This window comes from Denitrovibrio acetiphilus DSM 12809 (assembly GCF_000025725.1).
GTDB lineage: Bacteria > Chrysiogenota > Deferribacteres > Deferribacterales > Geovibrionaceae > Denitrovibrio > Denitrovibrio acetiphilus.
Map to the genome: position 1 here is coordinate 2,627,964 of NC_013943.1, position 18,955 is coordinate 2,646,918.

Annotated in this window: 10 protein-coding genes; 7 read left to right on the forward strand and 3 right to left on the reverse strand. The window is 44.2% G+C overall.

Annotation, left to right across the window (positions count from 1 at the left end):
- Window positions 1-16: 16 nt before the first annotated feature.
- Window positions 17-1,990: a dihydropyrimidine dehydrogenase subunit A gene (locus tag DACET_RS12575; protein ID WP_013011755.1), complete on the reverse strand. Its 1,974-nt coding sequence runs from the start codon at window positions 1,988-1,990 to the stop codon at window positions 17-19.
- Between the two features lie 294 nt (window positions 1,991-2,284).
- Between DACET_RS12575 and DACET_RS12580 the strand changes: the two genes are divergently transcribed.
- From DACET_RS12580 to DACET_RS15720, 4 genes are all read left to right on the forward strand, one after another.
- The gene (locus tag DACET_RS12580; protein ID WP_041229982.1) at window positions 2,285-2,800 is read left to right on the forward strand and encodes a hypothetical protein; all 516 of its coding nucleotides are present in this window, start codon (window positions 2,285-2,287) and stop codon (window positions 2,798-2,800) included.
- Window positions 2,797-3,678 carry a formyltransferase family protein gene (locus DACET_RS12585; protein ID WP_013011757.1) on the forward strand — a complete coding sequence of 294 codons (882 nt, stop codon included), beginning with the start codon at window positions 2,797-2,799 and terminating at the stop codon, window positions 3,676-3,678. Before DACET_RS12580 ends, DACET_RS12585 begins: the two co-directional genes overlap by 4 nt.
- A 301-nt stretch (window positions 3,679-3,979) precedes the next feature.
- Complete coding sequence (locus DACET_RS15715; protein WP_013011758.1) at window positions 3,980-4,540, forward strand: prepilin-type N-terminal cleavage/methylation domain-containing protein; 561 nt, start codon at window positions 3,980-3,982, stop codon at window positions 4,538-4,540.
- Window positions 4,541-4,654: 114 nt separating this feature from the next.
- Window positions 4,655-5,494: an ankyrin repeat domain-containing protein gene (locus DACET_RS15720; RefSeq protein WP_013011759.1), complete on the forward strand. Its 840-nt coding sequence runs from the start codon at window positions 4,655-4,657 to the stop codon at window positions 5,492-5,494.
- Here the strand turns inward: DACET_RS15720 and DACET_RS15725 are convergent.
- The gene (locus DACET_RS15725; protein ID WP_013011760.1) at window positions 5,491-5,979 is read right to left on the reverse strand and encodes a DUF456 family protein; all 489 of its coding nucleotides are present in this window, start codon (window positions 5,977-5,979) and stop codon (window positions 5,491-5,493) included. The two genes, DACET_RS15720 and DACET_RS15725, sit on opposite strands and share 4 nt — an antisense overlap.
- A gap of 36 nt (window positions 5,980-6,015) precedes the next feature.
- Here DACET_RS15725 and DACET_RS12605 point away from each other — a divergent pair, with 36 nt between their 5' ends.
- From DACET_RS12605 to DACET_RS15730, 3 genes are all read left to right on the forward strand, one after another.
- On the forward strand, window positions 6,016-6,672 hold the full coding sequence (locus tag DACET_RS12605; RefSeq protein ID WP_013011761.1) for a DNA-3-methyladenine glycosylase: 657 nt from the start codon (window positions 6,016-6,018) through the stop codon (window positions 6,670-6,672).
- A complete protein-coding gene (locus DACET_RS12610; protein WP_013011762.1) occupies window positions 6,659-7,309 on the forward strand; it encodes a tetratricopeptide repeat protein in 651 nt (216 codons plus the stop codon). The genes DACET_RS12605 and DACET_RS12610 overlap by 14 nt, the downstream gene beginning before the upstream one ends.
- A 246-nt stretch (window positions 7,310-7,555) precedes the next feature.
- Window positions 7,556-9,106, forward strand: a complete 1,551-nt coding sequence (locus tag DACET_RS15730) for a sensor domain-containing diguanylate cyclase (protein WP_013011763.1) — start codon at window positions 7,556-7,558, stop codon at window positions 9,104-9,106.
- 45 nt (window positions 9,107-9,151) lie between these two features.
- On the opposite strand, the gene DACET_RS12620 is transcribed toward DACET_RS15730, so the two are convergent.
- On the reverse strand, window positions 9,152-18,832 hold the full coding sequence (locus DACET_RS12620; RefSeq protein WP_013011764.1) for a retention module-containing protein: 9,681 nt from the start codon (window positions 18,830-18,832) through the stop codon (window positions 9,152-9,154).
- Between the last annotated feature and the right edge of the window lie 123 nt (window positions 18,833-18,955).

Here is an 18,955-nt window from a genome sequence, read left to right on the forward strand (position 1 = left end):
TATCTACTCCGCCCGCCTAGTTTTTTCCCAGTGCAACCATAGCCATGCGTACACAGCGGAGGCATCTTGTTGCCTCATCATACGCCTGACTCATTGTGAAAGGTTTTTCAACCTCTTGATAATTGTCTCTTCTGGCTTCACCGCTCATCTTCTCCTGATGTACTCTGTGGATAGATGTGGTTTCCATTTCGCAGACCTTCTCTTTCTTATCGAAAACAGCACCACGGCTGGTTTCCAGAGCTCTCTGAAGCGTTTCCTCTTCTGTAAGATACGGAGCGCCTTCCCTGAGATACCTGTCTATCATAGTGGACGCCCAGCGGGCAGCACCTATGGCTTTTACAACAGTCATTGGACCCCACTCGCAGTCACCGGCAGAATACACCTGCGGGTCTGTGGTATCGTAAAGGTCGTCACGCACTTTGAATGTGCTCCACTTAGTAACATCTATGCCGTCTTCTTCTCTGAGGAAGCTCAGATCAGGATCCTGACCGATGGCAGGGATGATAACATCGCAGTCTATGATAAACTCTGAGCCTTCGACAGGCTGAGGTCTTCTACGTCCGGAATCATCAGGCTCGCCAAGCTCCATTCTGATAGCTTCGCACCCGACTACCTTGTTATTCTCTGCAATAACTCTTGTTGGGTTGCAGAGGAAGTGGAAGTTTATCCCTTCGTCAATAGCGTCTGTTATCTCGTAATCTTCAGCGGGCATTTCCGCTCTGGTTCTTCTGTATATGAGGTTTACGTCTGTTGCGCCTTCTCTGAGAGCAACTCGTACGCAGTCAATGGCAGTATTACCGCCCCCGACCACAACTACTTTCTTACCTTTAACATTAACATCCTGTCCTATTGCCTGTTCATAAAGGAAGTCTATACCGCCTGGATAAACGCCGTCATATCCTTCTTTCTCACCTTCGATCCCCATCGCTTTAGATCTCCATGCACCGAGGGTTACAAGGACAGCGTCATAATTCTTTTTCATGTATGCAAGGTCGATATCATCCTTTGGACCGCCGAATTTAGTATTGTACTGAATTTCGACACCGAGGGACTGTATGATTTCAACTTCGTGCCGGAGAATATGTCTCGGCTCTCTGTAATCTGGTATTCCGAGAGCAACCATACCGCCGGGTTCCGCACACATTTCATATATTTTGCAGGTATACCCCATGAGGCTCAGGTAGTAGGCGGCGGTGAGTCCTGCTGGACCCGCACCTATGATGCCGACCTTTTTCCCTTTATCTTCCATTTTTGGCGGAAGCTCAGGAGTTTTATTATTGTAATATTCGTAGTCAAAAGGAGTTCTCTTCAGAACCATTATGCTTACAGGCTCTTCATCCACAAGACCTCTGCGGCAGTTATCCTCGCAGGGGTGAGGACATACGCGTCCGCACACGCCGGGAAGCGGCATTGTCTTTCTGATAGTTGCCAGAGCATCAAGGTGTCTGTGGTCTTTAATTTCCTCGATAAATTCAGGGATAGGCACATTCGCAGGACATCCCGCTGTGCAGGGGGCTGTGATATGCTTATGATACTCTGTAGTACCTTTTGCAACCTGAGCAGTCACCTGATCTCTGAATTCTCTTAAAAATGCTCTTACAGGAACAGTTGAGGTGGGAGCCACCGTACATTTTGCAGAGTTGAAGATAGATTCAGCCATATCAACTGCTTTGTTGATCTCTTCTTCGGAAGTTTCTCCGGATCTGATCTTCATCAGCTGTTCTGCGAGAAGCTTTGTCCCTACACGCCCTGGGAAACATCTTCCGCAGCATCCTTCACTGCTTATCTCTTCCATATAGTTAGCGAGTGCTGCGAGCATATCTACGCCTTCATCGTAAACTAAAAAGCCGTCCCAGTTGATAAGGGCTTTGAGCGGCTTGCCCCTGTACTCATCGGGAGTTTTGAATGGTGATTCGCTCCATTCCTCCCTCATTTTGCCTCTGTTGTCTAGCTTGGTATCCTTATAGTACCCGTAGCAAACTTGTGCCATTACACACTCCACGGAAATTTATGTTATTGCAATATTTATGCGCTTTATCGGCAATGGTATACTGTATACAATTTCGTATAACACAATTATAAATCCATGTCTATAACTTTATTGTTCTTTGGGGCACTCATGGAAAAGACTGTCAAAGCCCCGAAAAAGCATTATTATTTATACACTTTTACCGGCAGGATTACAACCCCCGCGGTGAACTTATGCTCTGGTTTAACGACGTAAAATTTTATTGTGTTTACGAATAAGGCTACAATGTTTTATTATACATTGAGAGGTGTTTTAGTGAATAAAGCAATTAATTTCTTTTTGTGTATTCTTGTGGCTTTTCCGGTTTTTGCGTCAAAACTGGATATAAATATCATTTATGAAGCATCCCGGATGAAGATTAAAGAGACAGTATGCGGGTGGCAGCCCGACTTTGATCTTGGATATGTCGAAAGCGAAAACGACTGTTACCAAACGATATATGAGATTGATGTCCCAATGTACGGCTTTATTGTTGAGCCAAAATCCACCCCGCTTCCTCAGGCTGCAAAAGTTGCATATTATCTGTCTTTTTTTGATTCTGCCGTCCCTAAGGATGGTCATGTTAAAACCGTGGTTCTAAAAGACGGAAAGCCTGTTCGAACCGTAACAGGCATACGTCACGACAGAACTTTTGAAGGACTTGTCATAATGGATAAAGGTGAAAGTTTACAATTTTCATCAAAAACAGAACCGTCTTACACTTATATCTATATAATAGCAGTGATATTTGTTATAATAGGCTCATATTTTATCCTCAGGAAACGAAAATGAACATTTGCCTTTTCACTGCAAACCACATCGGAGAACTTCTTTTAGCAGAGCTGGATAAAAGACATTTTTATCCGGATGTTGTAACCTATACAAGGGGGTTTCAGAGGACGACTCTGGCAAAAGACCTTGGCTCTTTCCGTAAAGAGTTTAATATGACTTTTATCGCATCAAACAGCTATCTCACATGTGACAAACTGCAGGACATCTCAGACCGGACTATAGTATGCGTTGACTGGACAAAGGATTTCTTTAAGGATGCTGAGCTTGTCGGGATGGATGTTATCTTCGCTCATCCATCACTTTTACCCGCCTACAGAGGCTATTCCGCTGTCACAGAGCAGTTTGTACGGGGAGTGACTGTCAGCGGCGCAAGCTTTTATAAACAGGGGAACCGCATTGACGCAGGGGACATCATCCACTCAGCAGAAATCAGAATAGGCTATCAGGACTACCCTGACGATTTCCTCCGAAAATATGCCTCAGCCTGTGCGGACTTCATCGTGGAACTGAACAAAAAAGGGGTAGACGCATACGAAGCTGTACCGCAAAACGAAGACATGTCTTTTTATCTACAACGTAAACGTGGCAAAGACTCTATTATAGATTTCAACAGGGACGCTTTCAGCCTCTACAACCACATCAGAGGGTACAGTCGTCCTTTTTTCGGCGCCTATTATATGTCAGAAGGCAAGAAAGTGAATGTCTGGCGTGCTTTTACTGAAGTCTGGCAGGGGGATTACGGCTGCCCTGGCGAGGTGCTTTCTGTAACAGACAATGGAGCTGAAATCGCCTGTGGAAGTGGCACTATAACTTTCAAAGAAGTTGAAATAGACGGTAAAGTTTATAAAGGGGAACAACTTAAATGTCTTACAGTATAAGGCACAGATTGCTTCGTCACGCTGTTCCTTGCAACGACAAGGTTGGCACGTCACTGTCCACACACCTCCCGTCATTGCGAACAAAGTGAAGCAATCTGCAAACGCTATCAGAGTTCCACACCATAAGATTGCTTCGTCACGCTCCTCCTCGCAATGACAATAACGGCTGTCATTACATCCCTCGCAACGACCACTATTACCTATATTTCAGTATGTAAAATAGTTTTCCATATTGACTTATAATATATTCGTACGATAATTATTCGTATAATAACCGTAATATACACTGCGGGAGGATATAATGAATAAAAATGGCTTCACACTTGTCGAACTTGCTATAGTGCTTGTAATAATAGGGATTATTCTCGGCGGTGTCATAAAAGGGCAGGAGCTGGTCACAAACGCTAAGATAAAAGGACTTTACAGAGAATTTCAACAAGTTGAGTTCGCTACTTTTTCATATTACGACAGATTTAATAATTATCCAGGCGACAACAAAAGCAATGAAAACGGGCTAATAGAGGCTGACCCTGTCGGAGATGGAACCGGTACTGATGAAACTGTCAAATTCTGGTCAGACGTAACTTCAGAAGGTTTTTATATCGGAGAGTTAGACAGTATAACCAACTTGCCTGGCCATGGACTAGGCGGAACTATAAGCGTGACAAACAAAGTATTTGGTTTTGCAAAAAACGCTGTGTGCTTTTCTGATATATCTCCGGATGACGCTCTTATATTTGACACACAATTCGACGATGGCAAATCTGATTCAGGCACAATCAGGGGCGGCAGTGGCAATAATACAGCCAGTGACGACTACACCGGAACTGCCGAATACAGGATATGCGTGCAGCTGGATTAATTCTCTGTCAATTAAACAAACACAAGGGCGGCTACAGGGTCGCCTTTGATTTTAATTATCTAAGACACTTCCATATTTAATTATTTTTTAGTATTATTATTTCCAGAGGGGGCAATGAACAAAACCATACCGATATTAATACTTACTCTTGTGATGAGTATAGTACTGTTTATGATAGCGGATTCCAGAATGTCTGACCCTATCATTGTCGATAAGCTAATACAGCTTGTATATCCGGACTGGCGCCCCACAGGACAGACAGAGAAACCTGCCATGCCCATGCAGAAACCTGAGCAGACAACCTCCTCTCCATCTGCAGATATCGTAAAAAAACTCAACACTGTTGAAAACAGCGCAAAAGTCACAAAAAAACATATAAATACAGAACAAAATGCATCTATGCTGAATGCTGTGAGTGCTGCAAAGCTGGAAGAGGTGAAATCTCTCATAAGGAAAGGCGCTGACATCAACTATCAGGACGATTATGGCAATACAGCACTTAACTTAGCCGTTATGCGTGGCAACACTGAGATTATAAATACACTACTAATAAACGGTGCAGACCCGAACATCGCCAATGCCGAAGGGTATACACCCACAGCGAACGCAGCCAGGCAGCGCAGGGAACAGATAGCCAGCGTGCTTCTGGAGCGTGGTGCAGACCCGAACAAGCCTAATATTGACGGAGTCACACCATTGATGCTTGCTGCAAAATTCGGACACGAGAAAATCGTGGACATGATGATAAAACACGGTGCAAAAACAAACCTGAAAGACAATCTCGGCAGAACAGCTATGATATACGCCGCTGAAAGAGGTTACACCCGCATAGTCATCGCACTGATAAGCATGGGGGCAGATAAAAATATTACTGACAACATCGGAAACACAGCAAAGGATTACGCCCAGCGTTTCGGACACGACTCCACAGTAATAATCCTCAGCAGAAATTAAAACAGATAGCCTATCTCAAGGTATATAGCAAAGAAGCCCGCACCTATTTTAGTAAATGTTCCGACAAACCTGCCGAAAAGAATTCCCTTCGCCTTCTCTCTAGCACGGACAAGACTCGCACCTGCCGCAAGCTCATAGAAAAGCGTCCCCAGATAAGCTCCGAGAAAAGTCCCCACAACAGCCCCCAATCCCATAAAGAGAGGCGCCATCAGTATACCCAGTATGACTGCTGCGACCACAGAAACCCAGAAACCTTTGCTGGATATGCCGTATCTTCTTCCTACAACAAATGATGCGTAAAACTCTGCAACCTCGCCGGCGGCAATAATTATAATAACACTGATAAAAAGCTTAATGCCGATAAATCCGCTCAAAACCATGATTACAGGGATAATTGCAGCAATAATCCCGCCGGGGATACCAACTATGTTTGTAAGGACAGCAACACTTTGCAGCCCGATTAGTATAACTTTTATTGTTTCCATATAGCATTTTACACTCAAAATCATTAAAATCAAAGCATGTTAAACAACACTTTCTTTCAAAAAGATGCAAAAGAGCTCGCAGCTGACCTTTTGGGAAAGGTCATACGCAAAAAACACGGAGATATTTTTCTCTCTGCGATGATAATAGAAACCGAATGTTACTACCTCACCGAAAAGGGTAGTCATGCGTCTCTTGGCTATACTGAAAAACGGAAAGCGCTCTTCATGGAAGGCGGCACGATCTATATGTATTACTCCAGAGGCAAGGATTCACTGAACGTAAGCTGCCAAGGCGAAGGAAATGCTGTACTAATAAAAGGCGCAGTGCCTTATGTGGACAGCCAAAGCCCATCTGAAACCATTGACGTAATGCAGAAACTTAACCCTATGCCTGACGGAAGAGAAAGAGAGGTAAAGCGGCTCTGCGCAGGGCAGACACTTTTATGCAGGTCTCTGGGGCTGAAGCTCACAGAGTGGAACGGCAGGAACTTTATGCCGGGTATATTTTATTTTGAGGATGTAGGTTACAGCCCTGAGAAAATCATACAGACCACAAGGCTGGGCATACCCGCCGGACGTGACGAACATCTCCCGTATAGGTTCGTAGATTTTACTCATGCGGAAAGCTGCACATCAAACCCACTCACCAAAAAGAATAATAACTATACTATAATAAACAATGAAACTGTTTAAACTCTTCCGCAAAAAAACACTCAAAGATGCAACGGACTACCTTGACAAGGGTAAGGTAAAAAAGGCTCTGAAAGTGCTTAATAATAACCTTGACGACAAAAACGCATGCGCGATGCTTGCCCACATGTACGAACACGGGGAAGGAGTTCCTCAAAACATAAAAATGGCTCTGCGCATGTATATCAGAGCGGCGAAATTGGGCTCTGCTGAAGCGAAATTTCTTTTGGGCAGCTTTTGCAGCAGCGGAATATACTTTGAAAAGAGTACCAAAAAAGCTTTTGTGTTTTACAAAGAAGCAGCAGACCAAGGCATGCCCGATGCGATATACAAGACCGGACTCTTCTACCTCTTCGGTTATCTCGGTGTCAAAAACCTTGAGCAGGCATTTAACTATTTTGAAATGGGTGCAAATCTAGGTCATCCGCCTTGCCAGAACCGTCTGGGGCTACTCTACGCAGGAGGGAGAGGCACGCTTAAGTCTGACGATGATGCTGTCTACTGGTACCGCAAAGCGGCAGAGCAGGGGCATGGCGAAGCGATGTATAATCTGGGCTGTATGCTGAGCACCGGAAGGGGCGGTAAAGCAGACAACAAAGAAGCGCTTAAATGGTTTAATCTAGCAGCTAAGACGCTGTAGCCCCACGCTTTACTACACTGCCTCCAACCTGATGTAGAGATTAACTTTATCAGCCTGAAAAAACTATGTTATCGCTCTAGTCGCACATAAAGGAATAAGACTGACAAGTGAGGCTTGACATAATATTCAGAATTAACAATATTCTTTATAAACAAACAAGGGCGTGATATACAAAAATATTCCCTTTATACTCACATCAATGATATTGCGTAATGCCTGTAAAGAATTATTAATAAGTTAAACACTATGACGTTAAAAAACAAAACTATCCTGATCTTTCTTTTTGCTTTCACAATTGCATTCTCAAGCCTCGGCATATATATGCACAAAAAAATATTCCATGCCTTTAATCATCTCGAAAATGACCACTTTATGAAAGTCGGACATCAGATAGTGAAAAGCATAGACAACAGAGTAAATTACTACAAAGCTTTTCTCAACGACTGGGCATCATGGGATGATACCTATTATTTTATGAACGACCTGAATATTAAATATATCAGAAGCAACATATACGACAGCGTGCTCCGGGATATAGGGCTTACATCGATATTATATTTTGACAGTAATATGTTTCTCAAATATCAACTTACTGATGATGAATATACTGCCGATGTACAGAAACTAGCCCAAAAGATACAAGCCAGCAGCCCCACTCTAAAGGAGATTGCCAACAGCCGAAAGATGGATTTTTATATGAAATCTGACAATAACGGAAGCAACTTCCTATCGGTTATAGCTCCAATAACAAAATCAGACTCAAAATTTCCGGCTAACGGCTACCTCGTCATGACAATAGTTTTTGACCAGAAACTTGTCGATAAACTCTCTGAACTCACAGGATACCGGCTTGAATACCATACGGATATCAGCGGTCAGGAAAAGAAAAATATTACACATATTTCCAAAGAAATCGCATACTCACTTAATTACTCCAACCGAAACTCTGTCTATCATGATATTTCGTTTTACGACATTACAGGAGACAAACTTCTCGAAATCAGACTCGAACAAGACAGAGCCTTTAATACACATATGAATAATGTCCTCAAAGATTCCATAATTGTATTAGTTTTGTCAGGCGTTCTCACAATAATTCTGATGAGCTTTATAATTGATAGGTTTGTTCTTTCTGAACTTCGACAAAAAGTTGAACGATTCAAAAAGATAGAACTCAACAATGACCTTTCAGTCAGACTGTCAGAAACCGGATCTTTCGAACTGAAAGAGCTTGCAGTTGCGGCAAACAGAGCTATGGACAAGATAGAAAACCTTAATAAAGAGATCGTAAAGCTTTCAAATATCGATGCGCTCACACAGATCTACAACAGAAAATTCTTTGACGAACAGTATATCAAACAATATAAAAGCTCTGCCAGAAATAACAGCAGTATAGCAATACTAATGATAGACATCGACTATTTCAAAAGCTATAACGATGCTCACGGCCACGTTGAAGGAGATGCCTGTCTTAAAGAAGTAGCATCAATCATAAAAAACAGCATAAGCAGACCAGACGATATCGCTGCCCGCTATGGCGGCGAAGAATTCATTATCATGCTGCCTTTCACCCATGCTGACGGTGCAATCCACATAGCAGAAACAATCAGAAAAAATATAGCTGACAGCAAAAAACCGCACGGAGCATCTCAGGTCTCTGAGTATATTACAATAAGTATTGGTGTCGCAATAGAAGTCCCTGAAGACTCATCCAGCAGTATCAACCTTATTAGCAAAGCCGACAAAGCACTCTATCAGGCAAAACGATACGGCAGAAACCGTGTGGAAACATTCTGAAAAAAGGGCTGCCCTTCCGAGCAACCCTCGTTATTATTTTAATGATTATCCCTGACTGGTGTCACCGCCATTCTGAGTACCATCGTCACTCATAGCTCCAAATGTGATAATCTTAGAATCAGCATCAAAAGAGAAATCCCCGTTAATATGCACTGAGACATCAGAACCATCACTGGCTGTAAACATCCCATTATCACCTTTAACCCAGTCACTCATATCAACCTGATCACCTTCGCTGCCTGTAACCTGAAGCAGGTTGTCATCATCGGTGATATTCAGTACATCTGAAATGCTAAGGTTATCAATGATCTGATTTTCTTCGCTGCCCAATGCTATCACCTCTATGTTGCTGACATCATGTAAGCTGCTGAAATCAATATGGTTATTATCAAGTATAAGGAGAGTATCCGTTCCATCTCCACCGTCAACAGTATCGCCTGCGTGATAAACAATCGTGTCGTCACCGGCTCCGGCTTGAATATTGTCTCCTCCACCGTGCCCGTCGATAAAATCGTCGCCATCACCAGCATTAATTGACTCTGAGCCTTCTGTGCCAATTATCACGTCATCACCTGATGTGCCTGTAATGTCAGAGCCATCACCTTCAATAAGGTTTACTGAGTCAGTGTCTGCACCAAGTTTAATAACGAGGTTCGCAGTATCAAAATCTCCAGAACCTGCATTCGGATCCGCCCCCTCTTCAACAAGAGCGTACTGGAAGCTCGTAACAGTACCAATATCAACGCCGGATGCCGGATTAAATTCATATGAGCCGTCCTGATCTATGTGGAGTGAGCCATACTCGTTAGTAACTGTAGCACCGTCTGAGCCCACAGCTTCGTAGCCTGTGCCAGTGTAAATATAAAGAGAAGCACCATCTGAACCGACAGTGTCAGTCGCTCCATATGCATCAGCACCTTCGAGGTTGTAGTTAGGGTCTGAAAGGACATTACCTGCAATCAGACCAAGTACAATTTCGAATTGACCATCTGGCTTAGTGCTGCTCACGATCTTAACAGCCCCGGACAGGTTCATTGTGTCCCCGTCTCCTGTCCTGTCATACATACTAACCAGAAGGTTATAGTTGCCTGCTTCAATATCATTAAAAGTTATTTTACCTGAATCAGCAGTTACAGTTATGCTGTCAGTTGAAATAACAGTTCCGTCGAGGCTGACAAGAGTCCACTCCAGAGTATTGTTTATGCCGTAATCTGCCGCAGAATATTCAAATTCAACGAGGTCGTCAGCTCCGACTTCTATGTTAGTTACACTACCTGTAGCTCCCCAATATGTATTATTTCCATCCTCCAGCTGCACTGTGCCAACTGTCTGAACATACATAAAATCTGCCTGAGCAAAGTTGTCAGCCGCTACAGGTTCTCCATCAATGGTAGTCAGGTGCAGAACAGCAGAGCTTGTTGCACCGCTGGTATCTGCCACAACATATGAAACATCTGCTGTGACATTACTCTCAACATTCACTCCGGCAGAATATTCGTACTGACCGTTGGCATAGATTTTAACAAAACCTGCATCACCAAGGTCAAACTCATGGCTGTCTGTTCCGGAACCATCAAATGTGTATGTCTCATCACCGTATGTGACAGATGCTATTTCAAGCGAATCACCGTCTGCATCATAGTCGTTATCAATCAGATTGCCCTCGACAGTATTCAGATTAACTGTACTGTTTAACTGAGCAGAGAGATCGTCTGCATCAAGAACTATCATAACATTCCCGTCGTGATTCCCATCAGGGTCACTTGTCCATGCCACATCTTTCAGGTCAGAATCAGTCTGGCTGACACCTCTGCCTACACCTACAGCATAAACCTGATCAATATCGCTGCCTTCAAGGAAAGAAACCCACTCCGCACGTTCAGTGTCGTTTATAGCATATGAATAGCTTGAAGGTTCGCCATCACTCAGAAAGTAAACATATGTGTTATCAGCTGCAGGAGCTCCTGAATAATTATCTTGTACAGCGCTGATAGCATCATCATAGTCTGTGTACCCACCTGAACGGAAATTAGAAGAGTTATCAAGTGCCGCCTGAGCCTCATCACCAGTCATCCACTTATCACCATCCGCAGAATAGACAAGTCTGGCATCAGTATCAAAGTCAACAAGCATAACACTGTTCAGAGAGTCTCCATATTTTCCTATGAGAGCCTTGAGAGCACTTTCCGCAAGAGCCATACCATTTGACCCCATACTTCCGGAGGAGTCAAGGACAAGAACAAGGTTCACAGACCCTATCTCCACGGTGCTTTCGTTAAATGTTGCGTTATCGTCAACTGCGACAGGCGCATCATTAACAGGTGCAACATTAACTGTAACTGTTGCTATGTCTGTTCCTCCATTACCATCTGATATGGTATATGTGAAGGAATCTGCTCCGTTGAAGTTCTCGTCAGGGGTGTACTGGATTGTTCCGTCATCATTAATAGTCACTGTTCCGTTGGCAGCTTCCCCAACCTCTGTCACAGTCAGCGTGTCCCCATCTGCGTCTTTGTCGTTAGCAAGCACATCTATAGATACCGAGCCGTCTTCGTTAACCAACTGAGTATCATTAACTGCTACAGGCGCATCTCCAGTAGGATTAACTGTAAGGTTTACTGTGGCTGTGTCAGTCCCGCCCTTGCCGTCAGATACGGTGTAGGTGAAACTGTCTGTGCCGCTATAGTCAGCAGCAGGTGTGTATGTAACTGTACCGTCACTGTTCACTACTACTGTGCCGTGCTCCGGCTGGGCAGCGATACTCAGATTAAGCGCATCGCCATCCGGATCAACATCATTTTCAAGAACGTTAATAACAACTGACGAGTCTTCATCAAGAGCAGTGCTGTCGTCCATTGCCACAGGAGCATCATTAGCAGCGGCCACACCAACAGAAATTGTTGCGGTGTTGCTGTTATCATCACCATCAGAAACAGTTATGCTGAATTCTCTGTCTGAAGTATCAGGAGTGTCGGAAGTATTTTCAAACATAACGGATGTTACCGCAGTTTCAAAATCTGCATTCGGCATCTCAACATCAGGGTCAACATTTGTAAAAGTAATAACATTACCATCGATTGTATATGCCAGCCCATCCGGCAGAATGCTTTCATCCACACTCAGCACATCACCAGCCTGCATGTTATTGAGAGTGACAGTCAGTACTGTCATGGTTGTATCGTCAGAGTCAGATATGCTGACATCTTTTGCAATATAAACAGCGCTGCCATCCTCTGTAAAAGTTACACCGTGTGTTTCAAGATTCATCACGACATCATCATAATCTTCATCAGAAACATTCGGAGCAAGATCTTCAACACCCACGACAGTAACACCGTCCTCTGTGACATTAACATTGAAGTGGTTAACATCCTGCGGATTCATTGAGGCATCATCAAAGTATACGTTTTTATTAAGTTCAACAGTGTTGTCGCCAGACTGATAAAGAACTTTATAACTGCCATCGTCCTGTTTTTCAAAACTGATAGAATCGTAATCAACACCAGCTTTGTAACCATCTGCGATAATAAAGAAATGAAGGTCACTTCCGTCGCCGGAATATGTACCAAAATTTCCTTCTTCAAACGCAATGCCGCGTTCGCTATAGTCTGCATTGGTCTCAAGGATTTTAACAAGCTCCGGCTCACCGGCTTCATTAAGCAGATAAAGTCCTACGACATTGTTATAGCTTGCTTCTTCAGAGACATAAGAGACCGTTGTCTCCTGATTCTCTACAGAAATAACAGGTGCGTCGTTTGCACCGTTTATAGTTATATTAAGTTTAGCAGCGTCTGTCCCTGTTCCGTCAGAAACAGTATAGTCAAAGCTGTCAACAAGAGTATCGTTTGAGCCAAGACCACTCACGTCTGGATTACTATTATCAAGTTCGTATGTATAACTACCGTCAGGCTTAATTGTAAGTGTACCGTATTCGCCCTCTATAACAGTCTCACCGTTAACATCTTTTCCGTCAACATCGGCAACATGAAGATCATCGCCGTCTACATCACTGTCGTTAGAAAGGACATTTCCATAAACCATAGAATCAGCGTCTGTGCCGTCTCCTGGTATTGAACCGTCAAGGTCGGCAGGATCGACATTTACATTAACCTCACCAACAGAGACTTCGCCGCTGCCGGTAGGTATAGCTTTCAGACCTTCAAGCTGGTCCGGAGTGACTGTCCATGTTCCGTCACCATTGTCAGTCCCCTGGTTAAGAGTTGCATTAATAACAGACAGGGTATAACTTTCTATGTCCAGGTCTGTATCAGATGTAGCAATGTTGACTTCATACTCAATAGTAGCTTCGGAAATTCCGCCAAATCTGAGATCTTCGACATTATTAACATTAAGAACACCACCGGACTCAATGTCCAGTATGCCGTCAGAAATCGTACCATTGTTTGTAGTCATCCACTGTACTTCATAAGCAGATTCTTCTTTCCCAAGCACGACTATATCATAACCGCCGCCTCCGCTAATATGTGTATAGCCTTTTATATCTCCGGAAATGACAATTACATCGTCACCGTTGGCAGCAAGAATATTGTTCCCCCCGAATGTGTCACCGACAACAATAAGGTTATTACCGGAATTACCTTTAATGTTATCATTAAGATACATATCGCCGCCCTCAATAGTCTCGTAACCATTGAGGTCTATGTCGCTATTGTTACCACCGGTAGATATCTCAGTTAGTGTGGCTTCTGCTGTAGGCAGGGTAATACCGTTCCCCTGATCGCTTGCAGTCACAGAGTTAATGTCGTCAACTGCAACTGGGTTATCGTTAACAGGATTAACTGTAAGGTTTACTGTAGCTGTGTCAGTTCCGCCCTTACCGTCAGATACGGTGTAGGTGAAACTATCTGTGCCGTTATAGTCAGCAGCAGGTGTGTATGTAACTGTGCCGTCTGAATTAACAACGACTGTTCCGTGTTCCGGCTGAGTAGCGATACTCACTGTAAGTTCGTCGCCGTCTAAGTCACTGTCGTTAGAAAGAACGTTAATGACTGTTGCTGCATCCTCGTCAAGTGTGACGATGTCATCAACTGCAACTGGATTATCGTTAACAGGATTAACTGTAAGGTTTACTGTAGCTGTGTCAGTTCCGCCCTTACCGTCAGATACGGTGTAGGTGAAACTATCTGTACCGTTATAATCAGCAGCAGGTGTATATGTAACTGTACCGTCTGAATTAACTACTACTGTGCCGTGTTCCGGCTGGGCAGCGATTGAAACTGTAAGGTCGTCGCCGTCTAAATCTGAATCGTTGTCGAGAACGTTAATGACTGTTGCTGCATCCTCGTCAAGTGTGACGATGTCATCAACTGCAACTGGATTATCGTTAACAGGATTAACTGTAAGGTTTACTGTAGCTGTGTCAGTTCCGCCCTTACCGTCAGATACGGTGTAGGTGAAACTATCTGTACCGTTATAATCAGCAGCAGGTGTATATGTAACTGTACCGTCTGAATTAACTACTACTGTGCCGTGTTCCGGCTGGGCAGCGATTGAAACTGTAAGTGCATCACCGTCTAAATCTGAATCGTTGTCGAGAACGTTAATAACTGTTGCAGCGTCCTCGTCAAGTGTGACGATGTCGTCAACTGCAACTGGATTATCGTTAACAGGATTAACCGTAAGGTTTACTGTGGCTGTGTCAGTTCCGCCCTTACCGTCAGATACGGTGTAGGTGAAACTATCTGTGCCGTTATAGTCAGCAGCAGGTGTGTATGTAACTGTACCGTCTGAATTAACTACTACTGTGCCGTGTTCCGGCTGGGCAGCGATACTCACTGCAAGGTCGTCGCCGTCTAAGTCACTGTCGTTAGAAAGAACGTTAATGACTGTTGCTGCATCCTCGTCAAGTGTGACGATGTCATCAACTGCAACTGGATTATCGTTAACAGGATTAACTGTAAGGTTCACTGTGGCTGTGTCAGTTCCGCCCTTACCGTCAGATACGGTGTAGGTGAAACTATCTGTACCGTTATAATCAGCGGCAGGTGTGTATGTAACTGTGCCGTCTGAATTAACAACGACTGTTCCGTGTTCAGGCTGGGTAGCGATTGAAACTGTAAGGTCGTCGCCGTCTAAATCTGAATCGTTGTCGAGAACGTTAATGACTGTTGCTGCATCCTCGTCAAGTGTGACGATGTCATCAACTGCAACTGGATTATCATTAACAGGATTAACTGTAAGGTTCACTGTAGCTGTGTCAGTTCCGCCCTTGCCGTCAGATACGGTGTAGGTGAAACTGTCTGTGCCGTTATAATCAGCAGCAGGTGTATATGTAACTGTGCCGTCTGAATTAACAACGACTGTTCCGTGTTCAGGCTGGGTAGCGATTGAAACTGTAAGGTCGTCGCCGTCTAAATCTGAATCGTTGTCGAGAACGTTAATGACTGTTGCTGCATCCTCGTCAAGTGTGACGATGTCATCAACTGCAACTGGATTATCATTAACAGGATTAACTGTAAGGTTCACTGTAGCTGTGTCAGTTCCGCCCTTGCCGTCAGATACGGTGTAGGTGAAACTGTCTGTGCCGTTATAATCAGCAGCAGGTGTATATGTAACTGTGCCGTCTGAATTAACTACTACTGTTCCGTGTTCCGGCTGAGTAGCGATACTCACTGCAAGGTCGTCGCCGTCTAAGTCACTGTCGTTAGAAAGAACGTTAATGACTGTTGCTGCATCCTCGTCAAGTGTGACGATGTCATCAACTGCAACTGGATTATCGTTAACAGGATTAACTGTAAGGTTTACTGTAGCTGTGTCAGTTCCGCCCTTACCGTCAGATACGGTGTAGGTGAAACTATCTGTACCGTTATAATCAGCAGCAGGTGTGTATGTAACTGTGCCGTCTGAATTAACAACGACTGTTCCGTGTTCAGGCTGGGTAGCGATTGAAACTGTAAGGTCGTCGCCGTCTAAATCTGAATCGTTGTCGAGAACGTTAATGACTGTTGCTGCATCCTCGTCAAGTGTGACGATGTCATCAACTGCAACTGGATTATCATTAACAGGATTAACTGTAAGGTTCACTGTAGCTGTGTCAGTTCCGCCCTTGCCGTCAGATACGGTGTAGGTGAAACTGTCTGTGCCGTTATAATCAGCAGCAGGTGTATATGTAACTGTGCCGTCTGAATTAACAACGACTGTTCCGTGTTCAGGCTGGGTAGCGATTGAAACTGTAAGGTCGTCGCCGTCTAAATCTGAATCGTTGTCGAGAACGTTAATGACTGTTGCTGCATCCTCGTCAAGTGTGACGATGTCATCAACTGCAACTGGATTATCATTAACAGGATTAACTGTAAGGTTCACTGTAGCTGTGTCAGTTCCGCCCTTGCCGTCAGATACGGTGTAGGTGAAACTGTCTGTGCCGTTATAATCAGCAGCAGGTGTATATGTAACTGTGCCGTCTGAATTAACTACTACTGTTCCGTGTTCCGGCTGAGTAGCGATACTCACTGCAAGGTCGTCGCCGTCTAAGTCACTGTCGTTAGAAAGAACGTTAATGACTGTTGCTGCATCCTCGTCAAGTGTGACGATGTCATCAACTGCAACTGGATTATCGTTAACAGGATTAACTGTAAGGTTTACTGTAGCTGTGTCAGTTCCGCCCTTACCGTCAGATACGGTGTAGGTGAAACTATCTGTACCGTTATAATCAGCAGCAGGTGTATATGTAACTGTACCGTCTGAATTAACTACTACTGTGCCGTGTTCCGGCTGGGCAGCGATTGAAACTGTAAGTGCATCACCGTCTAAATCTGAATCGTTGTCGAGAACGTTAATGACTGTTGCTGCATCCTCGTCAAGTGTGACGATGTCATCAACTGCAACTGGGTTATCGTTAACAGGATTAACTGTAAGGTTTACTGTAGCTGTGTCAGTTCCGCCCTTACCGTCAGATACGGTGTAGGTGAAACTATCTGTGCCGTTATAGTCAGCAGCAGGTGTATATGTAACTGTGCCGTCTGAATTAACAACGACTGTTCCGTGTTCCGGCTGAGTAGCGATACTCACTGTAAGTTCGTCGCCGTCTAAGTCACTGTCGTTAGAAAGAACGTTAATGACTGTTGCTGCATCCTCGTCAAGTGTGACGATGTCATCAACTGCAACTGGATTATCGTTAACAGGATTAACTGTAAGGTTTACTGTAGCTGTGTCAGTTCCGCCCTTACCGTCAGATACGGTGTAGGTGAAACTATCTGTACCGTTATAATCAGCAGCAGGTGTATATGTAACTGTACCGTCTGAATTAACTACTACTGTGCCGTGTTCCGGCTGGGCAGCGATTGAAACTGTAAGGTCGTCGCCGTCTAAATCTGAATCGTTGTCGAGAACGTTAATGACTGTTGCTGCATCCTCGTCAAGTGTGACGATGTCATCAACTGCAACTGGATTATCGTTAACAGGATTAACTGTAAGGTTTACTGTAGCTGTGTCAGTTCCGCCCTTACCGTCAGATACGGTGTAGGTGAAACTATCTGTGCCGTTATAGTCAGCAGCAGGTGTGTATGTAACTGTACCGTCTGAATTAACTACTACTGTGCCGTGTTCCGGCTGGGCAGCGATACTCACTGCAAGGTCGTCGCCGTCTAAGTCACTGTCGTTAGAAAGAACGTTAATGACTGTTGCTGCATCCTCGTCAAGTGTGACGATGTCATCAACTGCAACTGGATTATCGTTAACAGGATTAACTGTAAGGTTCACTGTGGCTGTGTCAGTTCCGCCCTTACCGTCAGATACGGTGTAGGTGAAACTATCTGTACCGTTATAATCAGCGGCAGGTGTGTATGTAACTGTGCCGTCTGAATTAACAACGACTGTTCCGTGTTCAGGCTGGGTAGCGATTGAAACTGTAAGGTCGTCGCCGTCTAAATCTGAATCGTTGTCGAGAACGTTAATGACTGTTGCTGCATCCTCGTCAAGTGTGACGATGTCGTCAACTGCAACTGGATTATCGTTAACAGGATTCACTGTAAGGTTTACTGTAGCTATGTCAGTTCCGCCCTTACCGTCAGATACGGTGTAGGTGAAACTATCTGTGCCGTTATAATCAGCAGCAGGTGTATATGTAACTGTGCCGTCTGAATTAACGACAACTATTCCGTTTGCGGGCTGAGTTGCAATTGAGACAGTTAGGGTGTCCCCGTCTTCATCGTAGTCGTTATCAAGAACAGCTATCGTTATTGTTCCGTCTTCGTTAACTGTAGCATTATCCGCTACGGCGACTGGTATTGTACTGTCCTCTCCGTTGCTCCCTTGTTCGTCTGCAAACAGACCATCATCTGCGCCATTGCCGACATCACTTGCGTCGAGAAGGTATGCTCCGACATTACCCTGAGTCATATCTCCCGGGAGGAAGCTAAGCGCAAAGGAGTTAGCCAGGTCTTCCTCGCCTGTGGCAGTAGCATCTTCGAGGTCTTCTATATTTTCGCCCCGCTCCAGAGCCTGTTGTATCGCAAGGGCATCAGCTTCGACATCACCTGCGTCCATATCCCCTATAACAGTATCATCCATGGCAACAGCCTGCCCGCCGTCCATCTGGATTTCTTCGCCGTTATTAAGAGCTATGATTATATTTGATCCCGGTGAAGTAATCACCAGTTCGTCTTTACTGACTATATCGCCAACGCTAAGGGTTCTTTCTTCACCCTCAGGTGTTCTGGCAACTACATATCCGTTTACTGATTTAACTGTACCGATTGACTGAGCCATTACTGCACCTCATAAAATAATAATACTTATGATTAAGCATACAGCTCTGTAAAGAAAAAACATCGTACCAAGGTACAATTAATAAAAATTATCTTATGATTTCAGAAGAAACTTTTGAGCAAA